This window comes from Kitasatospora terrestris (assembly GCF_039542905.1).
Classification (GTDB): Bacteria; Actinomycetota; Actinomycetes; order Streptomycetales; family Streptomycetaceae; genus Kitasatospora; species Kitasatospora terrestris.
In genome coordinates this window covers 8,033,663-8,052,062 of sequence record NZ_BAABIS010000001.1, presented here as the reverse complement: position 1 = coordinate 8,052,062, position 18,400 = coordinate 8,033,663, and the positions used below count along the sequence as shown (strand labels likewise).

The 18,400-nt window shown below is 73.2% G+C and carries 14 protein-coding genes; 3 read left to right on the top strand and 11 right to left on the bottom strand.

The genetic code is table 11. The annotated features are described in order from the left end of the window. Positions 1-23: 23 nt before the first annotated feature. The 7 genes from ABEB06_RS36665 to ABEB06_RS36635 all read right to left on the bottom strand — a co-directional run bounded on the left by ABEB06_RS36665 (position 24) and on the right by ABEB06_RS36635 (position 11,171). The gene (locus ABEB06_RS36665) at positions 24-3,035 is read right to left on the bottom strand and encodes an NPCBM/NEW2 domain-containing protein (RefSeq protein ID WP_345701265.1); all 3,012 of its coding nucleotides are present in this window, start codon (positions 3,033-3,035) and stop codon (positions 24-26) included. A gap of 256 nt (positions 3,036-3,291) precedes the next feature. After that, entirely contained in the window at positions 3,292-4,830 is a 1,539-nt protein-coding gene (locus ABEB06_RS36660) for a glycoside hydrolase family 43 protein (RefSeq protein WP_345701264.1), read from the bottom strand. A 1-nt stretch (position 4,831) separates the two neighbouring features. Further along, positions 4,832-5,803: an acetylxylan esterase gene (locus ABEB06_RS36655; protein ID WP_345701263.1), complete on the bottom strand. Its 972-nt coding sequence runs from the start codon at positions 5,801-5,803 to the stop codon at positions 4,832-4,834. A gap of 10 nt (positions 5,804-5,813) precedes the next feature. Further along, positions 5,814-8,087 carry a beta-xylosidase/alpha-l-arabinosidase gene (locus ABEB06_RS36650; protein WP_345702103.1) on the bottom strand — a complete coding sequence of 758 codons (2,274 nt, stop codon included), beginning with the start codon at positions 8,085-8,087 and terminating at the stop codon, positions 5,814-5,816. A gap of 80 nt (positions 8,088-8,167) precedes the next feature. Beyond that, a complete protein-coding gene (locus ABEB06_RS36645) occupies positions 8,168-8,986 on the bottom strand; it encodes a carbohydrate ABC transporter permease (RefSeq protein ID WP_345701262.1) in 819 nt (272 codons plus the stop codon). Next, the gene (locus ABEB06_RS36640) at positions 8,986-9,882 is read right to left on the bottom strand and encodes a carbohydrate ABC transporter permease (RefSeq protein ID WP_345701261.1); all 897 of its coding nucleotides are present in this window, start codon (positions 9,880-9,882) and stop codon (positions 8,986-8,988) included. The genes ABEB06_RS36645 and ABEB06_RS36640 overlap by 1 nt, the downstream gene beginning before the upstream one ends. Then, positions 9,879-11,171 carry an ABC transporter substrate-binding protein gene (locus tag ABEB06_RS36635; protein ID WP_345701260.1) on the bottom strand — a complete coding sequence of 431 codons (1,293 nt, stop codon included), beginning with the start codon at positions 11,169-11,171 and terminating at the stop codon, positions 9,879-9,881. The genes ABEB06_RS36640 and ABEB06_RS36635 overlap by 4 nt, the downstream gene beginning before the upstream one ends. A 183-nt stretch (positions 11,172-11,354) precedes the next feature. Between ABEB06_RS36635 and ABEB06_RS36630 the strand changes: the two genes are divergently transcribed. Then, positions 11,355-12,362 carry a LacI family DNA-binding transcriptional regulator gene (locus tag ABEB06_RS36630; protein ID WP_345701259.1) on the top strand — a complete coding sequence of 336 codons (1,008 nt, stop codon included), beginning with the start codon at positions 11,355-11,357 and terminating at the stop codon, positions 12,360-12,362. Positions 12,363-12,526: 164 nt separating this feature from the next. Then, positions 12,527-13,990 (top strand): glycoside hydrolase family 10 protein, encoded by a 1,464-nt coding sequence (locus ABEB06_RS36625; RefSeq protein WP_345701258.1) that lies wholly within the window; start codon positions 12,527-12,529, stop codon positions 13,988-13,990. A gap of 67 nt (positions 13,991-14,057) precedes the next feature. On the opposite strand, the gene ABEB06_RS36620 is transcribed toward ABEB06_RS36625, so the two are convergent. After that, the gene (locus ABEB06_RS36620; RefSeq protein ID WP_345701257.1) at positions 14,058-14,969 is read right to left on the bottom strand and encodes a LysR family transcriptional regulator; all 912 of its coding nucleotides are present in this window, start codon (positions 14,967-14,969) and stop codon (positions 14,058-14,060) included. Positions 14,970-15,064: 95 nt separating this feature from the next. Here ABEB06_RS36620 and ABEB06_RS36615 point away from each other — a divergent pair, with 95 nt between their 5' ends. Further along, the gene (locus ABEB06_RS36615) at positions 15,065-15,958 is read left to right on the top strand and encodes a PhzF family phenazine biosynthesis isomerase (RefSeq protein ID WP_345701256.1); all 894 of its coding nucleotides are present in this window, start codon (positions 15,065-15,067) and stop codon (positions 15,956-15,958) included. A gap of 81 nt (positions 15,959-16,039) precedes the next feature. Here ABEB06_RS36615 and ABEB06_RS36610 read toward each other — a convergent pair whose 3' ends face one another. The 3 genes from ABEB06_RS36610 to ABEB06_RS36600 form a co-directional block, all read right to left on the bottom strand. Next, on the bottom strand, positions 16,040-16,546 hold the full coding sequence (locus tag ABEB06_RS36610; RefSeq protein ID WP_345701255.1) for a hypothetical protein: 507 nt from the start codon (positions 16,544-16,546) through the stop codon (positions 16,040-16,042). Between the two features lie 199 nt (positions 16,547-16,745). Next, positions 16,746-17,036, bottom strand: coding sequence for a CYTH domain-containing protein (locus tag ABEB06_RS36605; RefSeq protein WP_345701254.1), 291 nt, complete (start codon positions 17,034-17,036; stop codon positions 16,746-16,748). Positions 17,037-17,190: 154 nt separating this feature from the next. After that, positions 17,191-18,048 carry a hypothetical protein gene (locus ABEB06_RS36600; RefSeq protein WP_345701253.1) on the bottom strand — a complete coding sequence of 286 codons (858 nt, stop codon included), beginning with the start codon at positions 18,046-18,048 and terminating at the stop codon, positions 17,191-17,193. Positions 18,049-18,400 lie beyond the last annotated feature (352 nt).

The following is an 18,400-nucleotide window of genomic DNA, read 5'->3' as shown; positions in this document are numbered from 1 at the left end:
CGCCGTACGCGGGCAGCTCGGTGCTACCGGAGCAGCTTGGCCCCCGCCCAGTCGGCGTGGTCGCTGTTGATGCCGTCACCGGCGTCGGTGACCCGCAGCTCCAGGGTCTTCACCCCGGTCACGTCCACGTCGATCGACTGGGTCGCGCTGCTCGGGGTCAGCACGCTCGGGCTCTGGTAGAGCCTCACCCCGTCGCCCCACACCTCGAACCGGACGGTCGCGTTCGCGGTCACCTCGTCGTCCACGCCCGCGTCCGACTGGAAGCGGGAGTACCCGCCGTTCAGCGCGTAGGTGATCGAGCCGTTGGCGTGCGTGCCGATGCCCTTGGCGTACGCGGTGCCGTTCAGCTTCAGCGCGTGCCCGTCGACACTCAGGTCCTTGCGGACGCTACCGAAGTCGCTGCGCGCGCTCGACCAGGTCAGGTCGCTGACGGCGGTCGGCGCGTTGGCGATCAGCTTGGCGCCGGCCCAGTCGGCGTGGTCGCTGTTGATGCCGTCGCCCGCGTCGGTGACCCGCAGCTCCAGGGTCTTCACCCCGGTCACGTCCACGTCGATCGACTGGGTCGCGCTGCTCGGGGTCAGCACGCTCGGGCTCTGGTAGAGCCTCACCCCGTCGCCCCACACCTCGAACCGGACGGTCGCGTTCGCGGTCACCTCGTCGTCCACCCCGACGTCCGAACGGAACCGGGACCAGCCGCCGTTCAGCGCGTACGTGATCGAGCCGTTGGCGTGCGTGCCGATGCCCTTGGCGTACGTCGTGCCGTTCAGCTTCAGCGCGCGCCCGTCCACGCTCAGGTCCTTGCGGACGGCACCGAAGTCGCTGCGCGCGCTCGACCAGGTCAGGTCGCTCAGGTCGGTGCCCTGCCCGGCACCGCCGCCGGTGGTGACGGTGGCGGTGTTGCTGGCCCCCGAGGCGTTCCCGGCGGCGTCGACGGCCTTGACCGTGAAGGCGTACGCCGTGCCGGCGGTCAGCCCGCCGGCGGTGAAGGAGGTGCCGGTCGCCGTACCGACCTGGGTGCCGTCGCGGTAGACGGTGTAGCCGCTCACGCCGACGTCGTCCGTCGAGGCGGTCCACTTCAGGTCGACGCTGCCGGCGGTGACGTTGCTCGCGGTGAGGCCGGTCGGCGCGCTGGGGGCGGTGGTGTCGGCCGCGACCGCCCCGGCGTCGGCGGTGACGCTCGCGCCGGCGGCGACCGGCACGGTCACGTAGGAGACGGTCTGGCCGTACAGCGTCTTCGTCTGCGGGGTCTGCGCGACGCCGTTGACCTTGATCGTGGACGGGGTGCCGTAGAACTGGGCTTCCCAGCTGATGGTGGAACCGGAGTTGTTGGTCAGCGTGGACGCGGTCGTCCCGGTGTGCTTGAGCTTGAGGTCGTTGCCGCCGACCTTGACGTGGTCGAGCTCCACCCACGGGGTCTCGGAGGTCAGCCGGGAGACGGTGGCCACCTTGCCGTGCGGGGCGTCCGGCTGGATGCCCATCATGCCGTCGGTGACGCTGCTGACGGCGAGGAAGGAGATCTCCGGGTAGCTGTCGCGACCGGTCATCAGCTTCTTCAGCCAGGACCAGCCCTCCGCGGAGCGGTTGTACTGGTAGTACATCTCCGGCAGGTAGGAGGTCGCCTCGACGTTCAGGTTGTCGTCGTTGGCGGCGATGAAGTCCAGGTAGTTGCCGGTGCGCGGGCCGTGGTCGCCCAGGCCGGTGAGCATCATCAGGAAGCTGGCCTCGTGGCCCCAGCTGCTGTAACCGGTGCCGGCCGCGTCCTTGCCGCGGTAGTAGCGGCCGTTCGCCGCGTCCCACCAGTTGGCCTCGAAGTACGAGCGCAGGCGCTGCGCCCGGTCGGCCCAGGTGGCGCTGCCGGCGGAGTCGCCCTTGGCCTTGAGGATCTCGGAGTAGGCGACCATCGACTGGTACTGGTAGCCGAGCGAGTCGCCGGCGGAGACCAGGTTCTCGTTGGGGAACTCGAAGAAGGTCGCGGTGTACTCGCCCGCCTGCTTCTTCGACACCGGCTGGTCGTCGGCCGGATTGTTGTCGCTCCACCTGACCTCGTGGCCGGTCAGGAACGAGCCCATGGTGGAGTCGTAGTACGCGGACAGCGTCGGGTCGTTGATCCACGCCGCGTTGCCGGTCCACTGGTACTGCTTGTAAGCCTTGGCCATCACGTTGAACGGCGAGGGCAGCTCGCGGAAGCCGGTGCCGTCGATGTAGTACATCGCGCCGGTCGGGCTGTGCGCCCACAGCGGCCAGCCGTTCTGGCCCGCGTCGTCGGCGTCGGCGGCGAAGGTCTTCAGCATGCTGAAGGTCTCGGCATCGAGGCCGAGCATGTGCGCGCCGTCCGACTGGTGGGAGATGTCCCGGTTGTAGTACGACTCGCGGTTGGTGTAGGCGCCCCAGTAGCCGGGCTGCACCGTGGGGTGCGCGGGGTTCTGCAGGCGCCACCACTCGGGCTCGTGACCCATCATCGGGTTGCCCGGGTAGAAGGTCATGCCGAGGGCGCGGTTCTTGCCCCAGGTGAAGCCGTCGTTCAGCGTGGTGTTGGGCGAGTTGATGGTCAGCGTGCTGGTCGGCGCGCCGACCCAGCTCTGCACGGTGATCCGGTCGACCCGCGGCACCTCGCCTGCCGAGGTGGCGGTCAGCTCGATGACGTCGCCCGGCTTGAGGTCGACCTTGCTGCTGGTGCGGGTGTCGATGTTCTTGGGGTCGGTGTAGTCGGTGCCCCAGCGCCGGGAGGTCCCCCAGCTGTCGACCTGGGTGCCGTTGACGGTGAGCCTGTACGTCACCCCGTTGGCGGTCATGCCGTTGTAACGGGTGATCAGGTCGTAGGTGCCGGCCACGCCGCTGAACGAGGAGCGGGCCGAACTCGTCTGCCCCGCCACGCCCTTGGCGTAGGTGGCATGGTCGACCAGGGTGTTGTTCCAGGTGTGGTCGACGGTCTCGGTGGTGAAGTTGGTCAGCGCCATGCTCTCGGCTTCGAGCACGTAGGGCCCGGCCGCCGACGATGGCGACACCGGTGCCTGCGCCGCGAAGGCGGGCGGCACGACAACGGCCGTACCGGCCGAGACGAGCAGTGCTGACAGTGCACAGGCCAATCGACGCATGCGCGGTCGATCCTCTCGAGTGGGGGTGCCCGCGGCCGTGGGGGACGGCGGTGATGTTGGAACCCGTTGAAGCGTGTTGCCTATTGAGGGCTTCCGGGTGAGTCCCTGTCAAGAGGCTTGCACGATCCACTCGAAGGCTTGCATTGCATGCATGACGCATAGATTGGAAGTTTTCAGTTATGTGTTGCGTGACATGTCACACGTGAGTAGTGTCACCGCCGTAGTGGAAGCCGGCGAAGTCGGCGTGCCCGCCGGCCTCGCCGTACGCGTGGAGACCGACCAGGGCACCGGTGAAACCGCCCGCCGTGGCGGTGGTGAGCACCCGGGCGTCGAACGCGGCCAGCTGCCGCCACCCCTCGTCGCCCTGGGCGGTGAGCAGCTCGCCGTCCCGGCCGTCGACGCGGACGGCGAGACGCACCGGCCCCGGCCGGAGCGGCAGTTCGGCGAGCACCCGCTCGCGCCCGGCGCACCGCACGGTCGCCCGGGCACCGCCGGCGCCGACGGTGAGCAGCACGTGGTGGTCCTCGTCCTGGAGCAGGGCCAGGCCGGCCCGGCCGGCAGCCGTCGGCGGGGTGCGGCCGAGCAGGGTGGTGGTGGCGGAGAAGCGGTGGTGCTGCAGGCGGCGGCCGATGAAGGAGGGGCTGCCGCGTTCGGCGAGCGGGACCGGGGCGGCCTCCAGGCGCAGGACGCCCGACGCCGGGTCGAGCCGGTGGATCCGCCGGCGCGGGGTGCGCACCCAGCACCACTGCGGCCCGAGCTCCGACGGGTCCTCGGCCCCCGCCGGCCACGGGTGCGCCGGCAGGTCGACCGGGACGAGCTGCTGGAGCCGGCCGACGCCCGGGTTGACCACGGGCCAGCCGTCCTCCGCCCACGCGACCCGGGCCAGGAAGGTCTCCCGCCCGAGCGCGGTGTGCCGCCCCTCGTACGGACGGCTGCCGAGCACCACCGCGTACCAGTCCCCGTCGGGAGTCTCGACCAGGTCGGCATGGCCGACACCGGTGACGGCCTGGCCCGGCCCGAGGTGGCGGTGGGTCAGCAGCGGGTTGCGCGGGCAGTTCTCGAACGGCCCGTCGAGCGAGCGGCTGCGGGCGACGGTCACCGCGTGCAGCTCCTCGGTGCCGCCCTCGGCGAGCAGCAGGTAGTACCAGCCGTCGCGGTGCAGCAGGTGCGGGCCCTCCGCCCAGCGGGCGTCGACCAGGGCGCCGCGGAACAGGACCCGCTCCTCCCCCGTGAACCGCCAACTGCCGTGGTCGATCGGGCGGGCCCAGATCTCGGTGCGTCCCTCGGGTTCGAGGCCGGGCACCGGGCGGGCGCCGAGCAGCCAGGTGCGGCCGGTGGCCGGGTCGACGAAGAGGTCGGGGTCGAAGCCGGGCGCCTCGGGCAGCCAGACGGGGTCGGACCACGGCCCGGCCGGGTCCTCCGCGGTGACCACGAAGGTGCCGCTCTCCCGCAGGCCGTCGACCAGGGTGCAGACCACGTGGAAGCGGCCGTGCGCGTACCGGACGGTGGGCGCGTACAGCCCGCCGGACGGGCGGACGCCGTCGAGCGGCAGCTGCCCGGGCCGGTCCAGGACGTGGCCGAGCGGCCGCCAGTGGACCAGGTCGCGGCTGTGGTGGATCGGCAGGCCGGGGAAGTACTGGAAGCTGGAGTTGACCAGGTAGTAGTCCTCGCCGACCCGGCAGATCGACGGGTCGGGGTGGAATCCGGGCAGGATCGGGTTGACGGCGTGGGGCACGTCACTCCTTCGGCGCGAGGTGCCGCGCCAGGAACTCCAGCGCGGCCCGGTCGTCGTCGGCCTGCCCGGCCTCGTGGCCGTTGTACCGCCAGACGGTGATCTCCTTGGGCCCGGCGTAGGCGTGGTAGGCGCCGAACACGGTGGCGGGCGGGGTGGTCTCGTCCATCAGGGCGGCGGAGAACCGGGCGGGGGCGGCGGCCCGGCGGGCGAGGTTCACGCCGTCGACGTAGGAGAGCGTGCGGTGCACGCGCTCCTCGGCGTCGCGGTGGACGGCCAGGTAGTCGGCGATCTCCCGGTACGGGTAGGCGTCGGTGCCGGTGACGGCCCGGGGGAAGTCGCAGAGGAACGGCACGTGCGCCACCACCGCCGCCAGGTCCGGCAGCAGTCCGGCCGCCGCCAGGGCCAGGCCGCCGCCCTGGCTCGCGCCGAGGACGGCGACTCGCGCCGGGTCGACGGCGGGCAGGGTGCGCGCGGCGTCCACCGCGCGGACCGCGTCGGTGATCAGCCGCCGGTAGTAGTAGCCGTGCGGGTCGGTGATGCCGCGGGTCATCATGCCGGGGGCCTGCGGTCCGGCCGGTCCGGAGTCGGGGGTGGCGCCGCGGCTCCAGCCGGAGCCCTGGCCGCGGGTGTCCATCTGCAGGTGCGCGTAGCCGGCCGAGGCCCAGAGCAGGTTCTCCAGGGCGTCGCCGCGCCCGCCGCCGTACCCGACGTACTGGACGACGGCGGGCAGCGGGCCCGCCGCGCCGCGCGGCAGGCGCAGCCAGGCCCGGACCGGTTCGCCGGCGAAGCCGGGGAAGGTCAGGTCGTAGGTGTCGAGGGTGGTCAGACCGGTCCTGACCGGGTCGAGCCGCACCTCGCCGCCGGCGGTGCGGGCCTCGGCGAGGGTGCCGGCCCAGAAGGCGTCCAGGTCGGCGGGCTCGCGCTGGCTGCTGCGGTAGGCGTGCAGCTCGGCCTCGGTCAGGTCGCCGTGCATGCGGGTCTCCTCAGAGTCGGTCGACGGTGACGGCCGGGTGCAGCCGGCGGGTGTGGTCGACGGCGCGGACGGGGCCGGTCAGGCGCAGCGGCACGGTGAGCCGGGCGTCGGTGCTGGAGGCGGCGATGCGCAGCTCCAGGGCGCCGGGTTCGACGATCCGCCGGCCGTCGCGTCCGGTGAACGAGGCCGTGTCGGCGGGGAGTTCGACGGCGATCCGGCAGCGGGCGCCGGCGGCGAGCTCGATCCGCCGGTAGCCGACCAGCCGCTGGACCGGCTGCACCACGCTCGCCACCGGGTCGTGCAGGTAGAGCTGGACGACCTCGCTGCCGGCCCGGTCGCCGGTGTTGCGCAGCTCGAAGGCGACCCGGAAGGCCCCGTCGGTGCCGGTCTCCCCGGTCTCCACCGTGAGCTCCGACCAGGTGAACTCGGTGTAGCCGAGGCCGTGTCCGAAGCCGTAGGCGGGCGTCGGGTCACTGCTGGACACCTCGCTCGCCTGGCCGAGCCGTGCGGCCAGGTAGCTCGACGGCTGGGCGCCGGGGTGCGCGGGGACGGAGACCGGGAGCCGCCCGGAGGGGTTGACCCGGCCGCTGAGCACCCCGGCGAGGGCCCGGGTGCCGGCCTCGCCGGGGAAGAAGCACTGGACGATCGCCGCCGCCTCCTCCACCGCCCGCCCCAGCGCGTAGGGCCGGCCGGCGAGCAGGGTGACCACCACCGGGGTGCCGGTGTCGAGCACGGCCTCCAGCAGCTCGCGCTGCCGTCCGGGCAGGTCGAGGGAGGCCGCGTCGCAGCCCTCGCCGCTGGTGCCGCGGCCGAAGAGTCCGGCGCGGTCGCCGAGCGCGAGCACCACCAGGTCGGCGGCGCGCGCGGCCCGGACGGCCTCGGCGATGCCGGCGGTGTCCTCGCCGTCGACCGCCACGCCCTGGACGGTCCACAGCTCGCTGCCCGTGAACTCGGCGGCCAGCGATTCGCGCAGGGTGGGGAGTTCGATGCCCAGCGGGGTCTTCGGGTGCTGGCTGCCGACGTGCACGGGGAAGGCGTAGCAGCCGAGGACGGCGGTCGGCTCGTCGCCGTTCGGTCCGATCAGGGCGATCCGGGCGGGGCGGTGCAGCGGCAGGGTGCCGTCGTTGCGCAGCAGGACGACGGCCTGCTCGGCGATCCGCTCGGCGAGCGCCCGGTTCGCGGGCGGGTCGAGGTCGACCCGCCCGCGCAGCTCCTTCGGCGCGTCCGGGTCGGCGTCGGCGAGGACGGCGGGCACGGGGCTCCAGTCCGGGTCCAGCAGGCCGAGTTCGGCCTTCTGGGCGAGCACCCGGTGCAGCGCCCGGTCGACCAGCGCCTCCGGTACGGCGCCGGACGCGACGGCGTCCAGCAGGGGCGCTCCGAAGGTCTTCACGGTGGGCAGTTCGACGTCGACGCCGCTGGCCAGGGCGAGGCCGGCGGCGTCCGCCCAGTCCTCGGCGACGCCGTGCAGCGCCTTGAGGAAGGCGATGCCGAAGTAGTCGGCGACGACGGTGCCGGTGAAGCCCCAGGTGTCCCGGAGCAGGCCGGTGAGCAGCGCCTCGTCGGCGGCCGACGGGAGGCCGTCGGTGTCGGTGTAGGCGTGCATCACCGAACGGGGCCGGCCCTCGCGGACGGCCATCTCGAACGGCGGCAGGATGACGTCGGCCCGTTCGCGGGCGCCCATGCTGACCGGTGCGAGGTTGCGGCCGGCGCGGGAGGCGGAGTACCCGGCGAAGTGCTTGAGGGTGGCGACGATCCCGGCGGACTCCAGGCCCTGGACGTAGGCGGTGGCGACCGTGCCGACCAGGTACGGGTCCTCGCCGACGGTCTCCTCGACCCGGCCCCAGCGGGCGTCGCGGACCACGTCGAGCACCGGGGCGAGGCCCTGGTGGACGCCGACGGACCGCAGGTCGCGGCCGATCGCGGCGGCCATCTCCCGCACCAGGTCGGGGTCGAAGGCGGCGCCCCAGGACAGCGGCACCGGGTAGGCGGTGGCGCCCCAGGCGGCGAACCCGGCGAGGCACTCCTCGTGGGCGATCGCCGGGATGCCGAAGCGGTTGGCGGCGGCGATCCGCTGCTGGCTGCGCTGCAGGGACAGCGCGCCGAGCGCCGGGTCGACCGGGGCGGTGCCGAACGGGCGGGTCAGCTGCCCGAGACCGTGCGGCAGCAGCTCGTCGAGGTCGGGCGGCTGCTCCATCTCGTGCTGGTGCGGGGCGACCTCGCCGCCCTCGTCGCTGGCGCCGACCCAGACGCCGACCAGTTGGGCGAGCTTCTCGGGCAGGGTCATCTCCGCGATCAGGGCGTCGGCGCGCTCCGACGGCGCGAGCGCGGTGTCGCGCCAGGCGGGCGGGGGATCTTGACGGTCGTTCACTTTCCTCCGACTCCCATCAGCCCCTGGACCAGGGCGCGGCGGGCGAACAGGTAGACGATGAAGATGGGCAGCATGGACAGCACCACGGCACTGAGCAGGCCGGGCACGTCGACGCCGTGCTCGGTCTGGAACTCGTACAGGCCGAGGGTGACCACCTTGGTGGCGTCGGACTGGGTGAGGATCAGTGGGAAGAGGAAGCCGTTCCACGCCTGGAGCGCGGCGAACACCACGACGGAGGAGAGTCCGCCCCGGGAGAGCGGCAGCACCAGCTGCCGGAACACCCGGGCCGGGGAGGCGCCGTCCATCGCCATCGCCTCGTACAGCTCCGGGGTGATGTCGCGCATCGCGCCGGTCAGCACGAGCGTGCACACGGGCAGGCAGAAGGCGGCGGTCGGCAGGATCACCCCGATCAGGTGGTCGTACAGTCCGGCCTTGCTGATCACGTAGAACATCGGCACGATCACCGCCTGCGCGGGGATCGCCAGACCCAGCAGGAACATCCGGAACACCCACCCGGTGGTCCGCCCCCGGGCGCGCACGATGGCGTACGCGAGCGGCGGGACGAGCAGCAGCACGATGGCGACCACGCTGGCGGTGACCACCAGGGTGTTCAGGAAGTCCTGGCCGAAGCCGTTGGACAGGTCGGTGAGGTAGTTGTCGAAGGTCCACTCCGCGGGGAGGGAGAGCGGCCCCTCGGTGGAGTAGTCGGAGCGGGTGCGCAGGGTGGCGAGCAGCAGCACGTACAGCGGCAGGCCGACCAGGGCCAGCCACACCAGCGAGCCGAGGCCGGCGAGCCAGTTCGGGCGTCGACGCATCACAGGCCCTCCGCCGAGGAGCGCATCCGGTCGTAGCCGGAGAGCCGGACGACCGCGAGCGAGATCAGGGTGGCGACCACCACCAGGACCAGCGCGATCGCCGAGCCGGCGCCGAAGTCGAAGCCCTTGAAGGCCTTCTGGTACATGTAGTAGGCACTCACGGTGGTGTCGGTGCCGGGGCCGCCCTGGGTCAGGATCAGCACCGTGTCGAAGGTGGTGAGCCCGCCGACCACCATCAGCACCATGGAGGTGATGACGGTGTTGCGCAGCTGCGGCAGGGTGATGTGGAAGAACTGCCGGACGGTACCGGCGCCGTCGACCGCCGCGGCCTGGTAGAGCACCTGCGGGATCGCCCGGGCGCCGCCCTGGTAGATCAGCGCGTGCAGCGGGGTGAACTGCCAGACGCCGACGAAGGTGAGCACGCCGATCGCGCCGGCCCTGGTGCCCAGCAGGTTGCCGTCGCCGAACAGCCAGCCGGCCTGCGAGGGCACTCCGAAGTTGGGGTCGAGGACGGCCCGCCACACCACCGAGACGGCGGTCGCCGAGAGCAGCAGCGGCACGAAGTAGATCGCCGAGAGCACGGCCCGGTTGCGCTGGTGCCCGGCCGCCCAGACGCCGAGCAGGATGCTGATCGGCGTCTGGGTGACCACGCCGAGGACGGTGAGCAGCAGGGTGGTGCCGACCGACTGGAGCATGACCGGGTCGTGGGCCAGGCCGGTCCAGTTGTCCAGGCCGTTGAAGCGGGGGTCGGTGATGCCGTCCCAGCTGGTGAAGGAGAGGACGGCGACCAGCAGCAGCGGCACGATCGCGAACAGCAGGAAGAACACGGCGGCGGGCGCCGCCCAGGCGAAGCCCGGACGGGTCACCCCCGCGCCGGTCCGCCCGGCGCGCGTCATGACGTCGACAAGGCCTGCATGGCCTTGATGAACCCGTCCGCGTCGAGCTTGCCGTTGAAGAACTGCTGGACGGCGACGTGGATCGGGGTGATGGCGCTCGGCGGGTAGGCCTGGTCCCAGGAGAGCTGGAACGAGGGCGCGGCCTTGACCAGCTCGTACTGGTACTTCGAGTACTCGGGGCTGGCGGCGGTGTCGAGGAAGTTCGCGGTGTTGGTGGTGGTCGGCAGGTTGCCGATGGCCAGCTGCGCCTTCACGAACTCGTCGGAGTACATCAGCTTGAGGAAGGCGGCGGCCGCCTCCGGGTGCTTGGTCTTCTTCAGCACCGAGTAGAAGTTGTTGGTGTTGCCGACCACGTCGGCCGCGTCGCCCTTGCCGCCGGCGACGGTCGGGAAGCCGGTGTAGCCGAGGCCGGTCCTGGCGAAGTCGGGGTTGGCGTCCTGCTGGGTGGAGTAGTACCAGGAGCCCATCAGCTCGAACGCGGCCTTGCCCTTGGCCACCAGGGCCGGGGAGCCGCCGTCGGTGAACTTCACCGAGTCGTAGGTGGTGCCGAAGGCGCCCGCGTCGACCAGCTCCTTGAGCTTGGCGAGGGCCGCGCGGCTGTCCTCGCCGGCCCAGGCGGCCGGGTCGCCGCCGAGCGCGCGCTGGAAGAGCCCGGGGCCGGCGATCCGGTCGTAGAGGTACTCGAACCACATCAGCGTCGGCCACTGGTCCGCGCCGCCGAGGGCGATCGGGGTGACGCCCTTGGCCTTCAGTGCCTTGGCGTCGGCGACCAGCTCGTCCCAGGTCTTCGGCGGGGTGATGCCCGCGTCGGCCAGCACCTTCTTGTTGTGGAAGAGCAGCACCGGCTGGGTTCCGCGCATCGGCACGCCGTACGGCTTGCCGTCGACCACCGCCGAGTTGAAGACGGACGGCAGGAAGTTGTCCTTCAGGCCGGGGTCCTGGGCGATGAACCCGTCCAGCGGGAGCAGCAGGTCGGCCTTGACGAACGGCTGGATGGACCCGCCGCCCCAGTTGAAGAAGACGTCGGGGGCCTGCGGGGTGTTGATCACGGTCTGCAGCTTCTGCTGGTAGTCCGCGCCGGGGACGGTGTCCAGCACGACCTTGACCTTGGAGGTCTTGTTGAAGGTCTCGACGATCTGCTTCTCGACCTTGTTGGTGGCGTCGCCGTAGACCATCACGTGGATCGTCCCGGAGCCCCCGTCGGCGGAGGTCCCGCCGGAGGAGCAGGCGGTGGCCATGCCCAGGAGAAGTGCGGTGGTCGCGGCGACGGCGACGAATCTCGGACTCATACCCTGCCTCGTTTTCGAATGTTTCGAGCAAGTTGCCGAATGTTGTGGGAAACTTAGAGCCGACCCCGCCACCCGTCAAGGGCCCTCGCGGGATCCGGTCGGACCCGCCGAGGGGCTAGCATCCGTGGCGTACGACCGGCCATCAGCGGAGTTCGCCCAGCAGGGGCAGTGCAGGAGGCACTCGTGACCAGAGCGGCCACGCTCGCCGAGATCGCGCAGGAGGCCGGGGTCTCCGCGCCGACAGTTTCGAAAGTCCTCAACGGGCGCGCCGACGTCGCACCCGCCACCCGGGAGCGGGTCGAGGAGCTGCTGCAGCGGCACGGCTACCGGCGCCGGCGCTCCGGCAGCCAGGCCGCGCCGCTGCTCGAACTCGTCTTCCACGAGCTGGAGAGCGCCTGGGCGATGGAGGTGATCCGCGGCGTCGAGAACGTGGTCCGCGAGGAGGGCCTGTCGATCGTGCTCTCCGAGTCCTCGGGCCGGCTCAGCCCCGGGCAGTCCTGGGTGGACGGGGTGCTCGCCCGCCGCCCCACCGGCGTGGTGCTGGTCCTCTCCGGCCTGGACCGCTCCCAGCAGGAGCAGTTGGCCAGCCGGGACATCCCGTTCGTGGTGATGGACCCGGCCGGCGACCCCGGCCAGCAGGTGCCCGCGGTCGGCACCACCAACTGGGACGGCGGCCTGGCCGCCACCCGCCACCTGCTCGACCTCGGCCACCGGCGGATCGGCCTGATCGGCGGGCCGGGGCGGATGATGTGCAGCCGGGCCCGGGCCGACGGCTACCGCGCCGCGCTCGACATGGCCGGCATCGCGTACGACCCGGAACTGGTCCGCGAGGGCGACTTCCACCACGAGGCCGGGCGCCGGGTCGGCCTGGAGCTGCTCGGCCTGCCCGACCGGCCGACCGCCGTCTTCGCCGGGAACGACCTGCAGGCGCTCGGCCTGTACGAGGCCGCCCGCGAGCTGGGCCTGCGCATCCCGGAGGACCTCAGCGTGGTCGGCTTCGACGACCTGCCGCTGGCCCGCTGGGTCGGACCGCCGCTGACCACCGTCCGCCAGCCGCTGACCGAGATGGCCGAGGTCGCCGCGCGGCTGGTCATCGACCTGGCGCGGGGGGTGCGGCCGGGCGCCCAGCGGGTGGACCTGGCCACCAGCCTGGTCGAGCGCAGCAGCACCGCCCCGCCCAGGACCGCTTGACGCGGCGTCAGTCCGGGCCTAGGGTCACCGATCGGAATCGGCGGCCGCTCCGAAAGTTTCGACAGCTTTCGGCACCATGCGGGGCGTCCGCACCTGTCAGCGTTCCATGCTCCACCGCACGTCCAGCTCTCTGCCCCCACCCGAGAAGAGAAGGGACCACGCCGGTGCCAGTCCGGACGCTCCGCACCCCCACCACCGGGCGCGCCCGCCGCGCCTTCGGCGCGCTCGCCGCCACCGCCGCCGCCGCACTCGCGGCCGCCACCCTGCTGCCCGCCGGCCAGGCCGGCGCGGCCGGGACCTCCCTGCGCGCCCTCGCCGAGGCCAAGGGGATCTACTTCGGCACCGCTCTCACCCAGGGCGACCTCAACAACTCCGCGCTCACCGCCGTCGCCGGCAGCCAGTTCGGCGTCGTCACCCCCGGCAACGAGATGAAGTGGGACACCGTCGAGGCCGGCCAGGGCAGCTTCAACTACGGCCCCGGCGACCGGATCCTCGCCTACGGCCAGGCCAACGGCATGAAGGTCCGCGGCCACACCCTGGTCTGGCACAGCCAGCTGCCCTCCTGGGTCAGCAGCCTGCCCACCTCCCAGGTCCAGGCCGCCATGCGCAACCACGTCACCAACGAGGTCACCCACTACAAGGGCAAGCTCTACGCCTGGGACGTGGTCAACGAGCCGTTCAACGAGGACGGCAGCTACCGCACCGACGCCTTCTACAACGCCATGGGCAGCGGCTACGTCGCCGACGCGCTGCGCACCGCCCGCGCCGCCGACCCGGACGTCAAGCTCTACCTGAACGACTACAACATCGAGGGCCAGAACGCCAAGAGCGACGCCATGTACAACCTGGCGAAGACCCTGGTCAGCCAGGGCGTGCCGCTCGACGGCATCGGCTTCCAGGCGCACTTCGTCCTCGGCCAGGTGCCCTCCACCTTCAAGGCCAACCTGCAGCGCTTCGCCGCGCTCGGCCTCGACGTCGCCATCACCGAGCTCGACGACCGCATCCAGCTCCCGGCGACCGCCGCCAACCTCACCCAGCAGGCCAACGACTACGTCAACGTCGTCAACACCTGCCTGGCCGTCAGCCGCTGCGTCGGCGTCACCCAGTGGGGCGTCGGCGACGCGGACTCCTGGATCCCCGGTGTCTTCTCCGGCTGGGGCGCCGCCACCATGTACGACAACGGCTACCAGCCCAAGCCCGCGTACACCGCCTCGGTGAACGCCCTCGGCGGCTCCACCTCCAGCCCCTCGCCGTCCACCTCCACCTCCCCGTCCACCTCGCCCTCGCCGTCGCCCAGCCCGTCGACCGGCACCGGCTGCCGGGTGACCACCGCGGTCAACGCCTGGAACACCGGCCTGACCGAGAACGTCACCCTCACCAACACCGGCTCCGCGACCCTGACCGCCTGGTCCCTCGGCTTCACCCTGCCCACCGGCCAGACCGTCACGTCCGCCTGGAACGCCACCGTCACCCCGGCGAGCGGCGCGGTCACCGCCAAGAACCTCGGCTACAACGGCACCCTCGCCCCCGGCGGCTCCACCTCGTTCGGCTTCCAGGCCAACCACACCGGCAACACCGCCGCCCCCGCCCAGTTCACCCTCAACGGCGTCCCCTGCACCACCGCCTGACCACCACTCCCCCCACGGGCCCGCGTCCTTCCCCAGGATGCGGGCCCACCCGCGCGCCCACCCGCGCTCAGTGGGGGAAGTGGTGGGGCAGCTCCGCGGCGAGTGCGGCCGCCGCCGGGGAGACCCAGCGGCGACGGTGGCGGGCCAGGCGAACGGTGACGTCGGGGAACCGCGGGCCCGGCACCTGGGCCAGGCGGCCCGCCGCGAGGGCGTCCGCGACATTGGCGCGGGCCAGCAGGCTGAGGCCGAGGCCCGCGGCGACGCAGGACCTGGCGGCCTCCAGACTGCCGAAACGGGTGATCCGCAGCGGAGTTCCCCCCGCGGCGGCGAGCAGCCGCTCGACGAAGCGGTCGCTGTACGAACAGCCCTGCTCGTGCAGGAAGTAGTCTTCGCGGGCCAGGTCCGCCCAGCCGGCGACCGGGTCGGCGGCGTCACGGGTGGCGGCCGGGTGCCGGGGAGAGCAGACAAGCACCAGCGGCTCACGGGCCAGGGGCGGGCACTCGATGTCGGGGAAGGCCGCCTCGTCCTCCAGCAGCAGGGCCAGGTCCAGTTCGCCGGTGCGGAGCGCGGCGACGGCGGGGGCGGTGCCCATCGTGTGCAGGTCCACCTCGATCCCGGGGTGGCTGCGCCGCAGCGCGGCGACGACTCCCGGCAGCCGGGCGGACACCAGCGTCTCGCCGGCCGCGAGCACCACGCGCCCGGTCACCCGCCCTCCCGCGCCACCGGCCGAGGCGGCGACCGTCCGCAGCCGGGCCTCGGCCTCCAGTACCGCCTCGGCCTGCGCCAGCACGTCGCGCCCGGCGCCGGTGAGCACCACCCCGCGGGGCAGCCGGTCGAACAGGCGCAGGTCGAGTTCCTTCTCCAGCGCCTGGACGTGGGCGGTCACGGTGGACTGGACGAGGTGGAGGCGCTCCGCGGCGGCGGTGAGGTTCCCGGTCCGGGCGACGGTGGCGAAGGTGCGCAGCAGGCGGGTGTCCATGCCGTCGACGATATCCCTCGGCCATCGTGGAAGGCGATGGAAACCATCGAGAACCATCGCTGGTCAGCATGCCTGGTTCGGGCCACGATAGGCGCATGAGCCCGAAGACACGCCCCGAGACCCTGCGCTACACCGCCTTCACCACCGACCCCGCCGGCGGCAACCCGGCAGGAATCGTGCTCGACGCGAGCGCGCTGGACGACGCCGCCATGCTCGAGACCGCCGCCGAGGTCGGCTACTCGGAGACCGCGTTCGTCACCGTCGCCGACCACGCGGCACGCCGGTTCCGGCTGCGCTACTTCAGCCCGCTGGCCGAGGTCGCCTTCTGCGGCCACGCGACCGTGGCCACCGCGGTGGCGCTGGCCGAGCGGATCGGCCCCGGCCCGCTCGTGTTCGACACGCCGGTGGGTGAGATCCCCCTGGACACATCGGCGGCGCCCGGAGGCCCCGTGACGGCGACGCTCACCAGCGTTCCCACCCGCTCCCGACCGGCGAGCGACGCGGAGCTGCACGCCTCCCTCGCCGCCCTGCGCTGGTCCCCGGAGGACCTCGACCCGGCACTGCCGCCGCACGTCGCCTTCGGCGGCAACGAGCACCTGGTCCTGGCAGTGGCCGACCGCGAGCGCCTCGCGGCCCTCGACTACGACTTCGACGCCCTGGCCGAGGTGATGCACCGCCACGGCTGGACCACGCTCCAGCTGGTCTGGCGCGAGGCCCCCGATCTCTTCCACGCCCGCGACCCCTTCCCGATCGGCGGCGTCGTCGAGGACCCGGCCACCGGTGCCGCGGCGGCCGCCTTCGGTGGCTACCTGCGCACCCTCGGCGCCCTCCCGCCCTCCGGCTCCTTCACCATCCACCAGGGCGAGGACCTCGGCCGGCCCAGCCTGCTCCGGGTCCGGGCCTCCACGACCGACCCGCATGTGCGGGTGAGCGGGCAGGCGGTGGCCATCGCGACCGCGAGCGCGAGCACCGGCGAGGAGGAGGCCTGAGCCGAGCGGAGCGCGACCCGGCCACGATCGCGTCCGGCCACCGGTCGCGTCCGGCCACCGGTCGATGTCGGCCCTGCCCGTCTAGAGCTCGGGGATCGCCAGGAGGAGGCCGCCGTCGAGGCGCTCGCTGAGGTAGCGGCCGTGGGCGGCGCAGACCAGGACCGTCCCGCCCAGCTCGTCCATGGCCAGGTAGACGCCGCGCTCGCCGCACGGGCCCTGGGAGCGGTCGTAGTCCCAGGCGGTGCCGCACGCCTCGCACCAGGAGCGGTCGTCCTCGGCCTGCAGCGTCAGCCCGCAGTGCGGGCAGATGCCCCACCCCGTGGTGCACGCGCCGAGCCACTGCGCCGCACGGACGCGGGCCAGGCCGTCGGCCGCGGCGGACAGCCGCTGCGACGCCCGGGCCAGGCCGCGGTCCACGCTCTCCGGAAGGGCGGAGCGCAGGTTGCGCGGCAGATGGGACTGGGCCGTCAGGCGGGAGCGCATCGCGGCGATGTCCCGCGTCAGCGCGTCCGCGCGCGCCTGCAGGTCGCGCAGCTCCGCCGGAGTCGGTTCTCCCCCGTACCCGGCGGCGGAATCGTCGGCAGCCATCGTCATCACTCCCCCACAAACCCGGCCCGGCGGCGCCGCCCGGACCCCCGTGGTGCGGACGCTGCGCGTCGGTCTGCGGGTGACGACCCGCACACATGCGGTGATACAACCATGACAATCAGGCTCGGACAAGAGACAGACATCACGTCGCCCACACATCCTCGCTGACGACGGCCACGGCCCGGGAGCCCCGGACGCTTCAGGCCGGCCAGTCCGCCGGGGACGCCTCTAGGTCGTTGCCCCGCACCCAGATCGTCGAGACGCCGAGGATCGTCCGCATCACCGCGAACCCGCCCTCCCAGCCGCCGGGCAGGCGCAGTCGGCCGCGGCGCAGGGTGGCGGTCGCGAAGCGCGCGTCGGCGGTGTAGAGCGCGCCCGTCCAGCTCGGCAGGCCGACCGCGGGGACGTCACCGGTCAGCTCGACCTCGACGGGGAACTCCTGGCCGGAGGCCAGGATCGTGGCGGGGCCGAGATAGACCGGTGAACTCATGCCCCCGACTGTGCAGGTTTGCGGCGAATGGTGCAAATGCCCCGCCGGGCGTGGCGCGAACTCGGGCGGGCCGGGGCCACGCGCTCAGGCCGCTGCCGGGTCGCCCGTCCGGGCCGACGCGGGCCGCGCGCTCAGGCCGATACCTGCCGCCCGCTCAGGTCGCCGACGCGGGGCGGCGCAGCAGCAGGCGGCCGGTGAGGCCGGCGACCAGCAGTCCGGCGGTCATCGCGAGCAGGGCGAGGGCGGGGCCGGTGCTCCAGTGCACATGCGCGGCCCTGGCGGCGAGCAGCAGGCCGGTGGCCACCGCGACGCCGGGCAGCGCGAGCAGGGCCGGGCGCAGGCGGGCCAGGTCGTCCTCGGCGAGCGAGGCGAGGACACCGGCGCCGAGCGCGAGCGCCCAGACGCCGAGGGCCTGCGCGTCGGCCCGCGAGACCTCCCAGGGGACGAACGCGCCCCAGAACCCGGGAAGCGCGAGCAGCCCGGCGCCGATGCCGAACCAGGCGGAGCCGAGCAGCGCCAGCGCCGGCTTGGCGAGCGCGGGCAGCGGCACGGCGGGCACCTCCAACGCGGCGACCGGCGTCGGCCGCTTGCGGTACTGCGCGGCCAGGGCGACCACGGTCAGCAGGGCGAGCAGGCCGGTGACGCCGAGCCAGCCGAGACTGAACAGGACCAGCACGACGGAGCCGCCGCGGGCGAGGTGCAGGGATCCGGCGTTGAGGAGGGTCACCGCGAACAGGCCGAGCAGCACGATCGCGGTGGAGAGCGTGAGCGTCCGGGCCTCCGGCCAGCTGCGGGCGCGCGACAGCGCGAGCAGCCCGGGGGCGACGCCCAGCATGCCGGCGCCGATCATCGCCGGGCCGAGCGGGTCGGGCGACGCCCACGGCCCGAAGGCGTGCCCGGTCGCCCCGGCGCCGGCCATGGCCAGACCGGTGAGGACGCTGACGGTCGCGACGACCTGGGCGAGCAGGGGAACGGCGGCGGCGAGTTCGCGTTCACGCACGTCGGCGGCCATGGGGGCTCCTTGTCCGGGGCGGTGGATGGGGGACGGCTCGTACGGGCGAGGGGCGGGGGCGGGGCGCGCGAGTCTGTGCGACGCCACGGCCCGCGGCATTCACCGTTCGCTCCGCTCGACCCGGGCACGGGCGGGTCGGGCGGCGCCCGGAGGCGAGGCCGGTCGGGCGCGGCCTCGGGTCAGCCGGGCCGGCCCCTCCCGGCGGTCATCTCGGCCCGGCGCAGTCTCGGGTCGGCTCGGCCGGCTCCTCCCGGCCCGGCGCAGCCGGGGCCGGTCGGGTCGGGCGAAGCCCCGGTCGGGCCCGGTAGGGCGAAGCCCTGGTCGGGGCAGACCGGCCGGAGCCCGGAGGCCG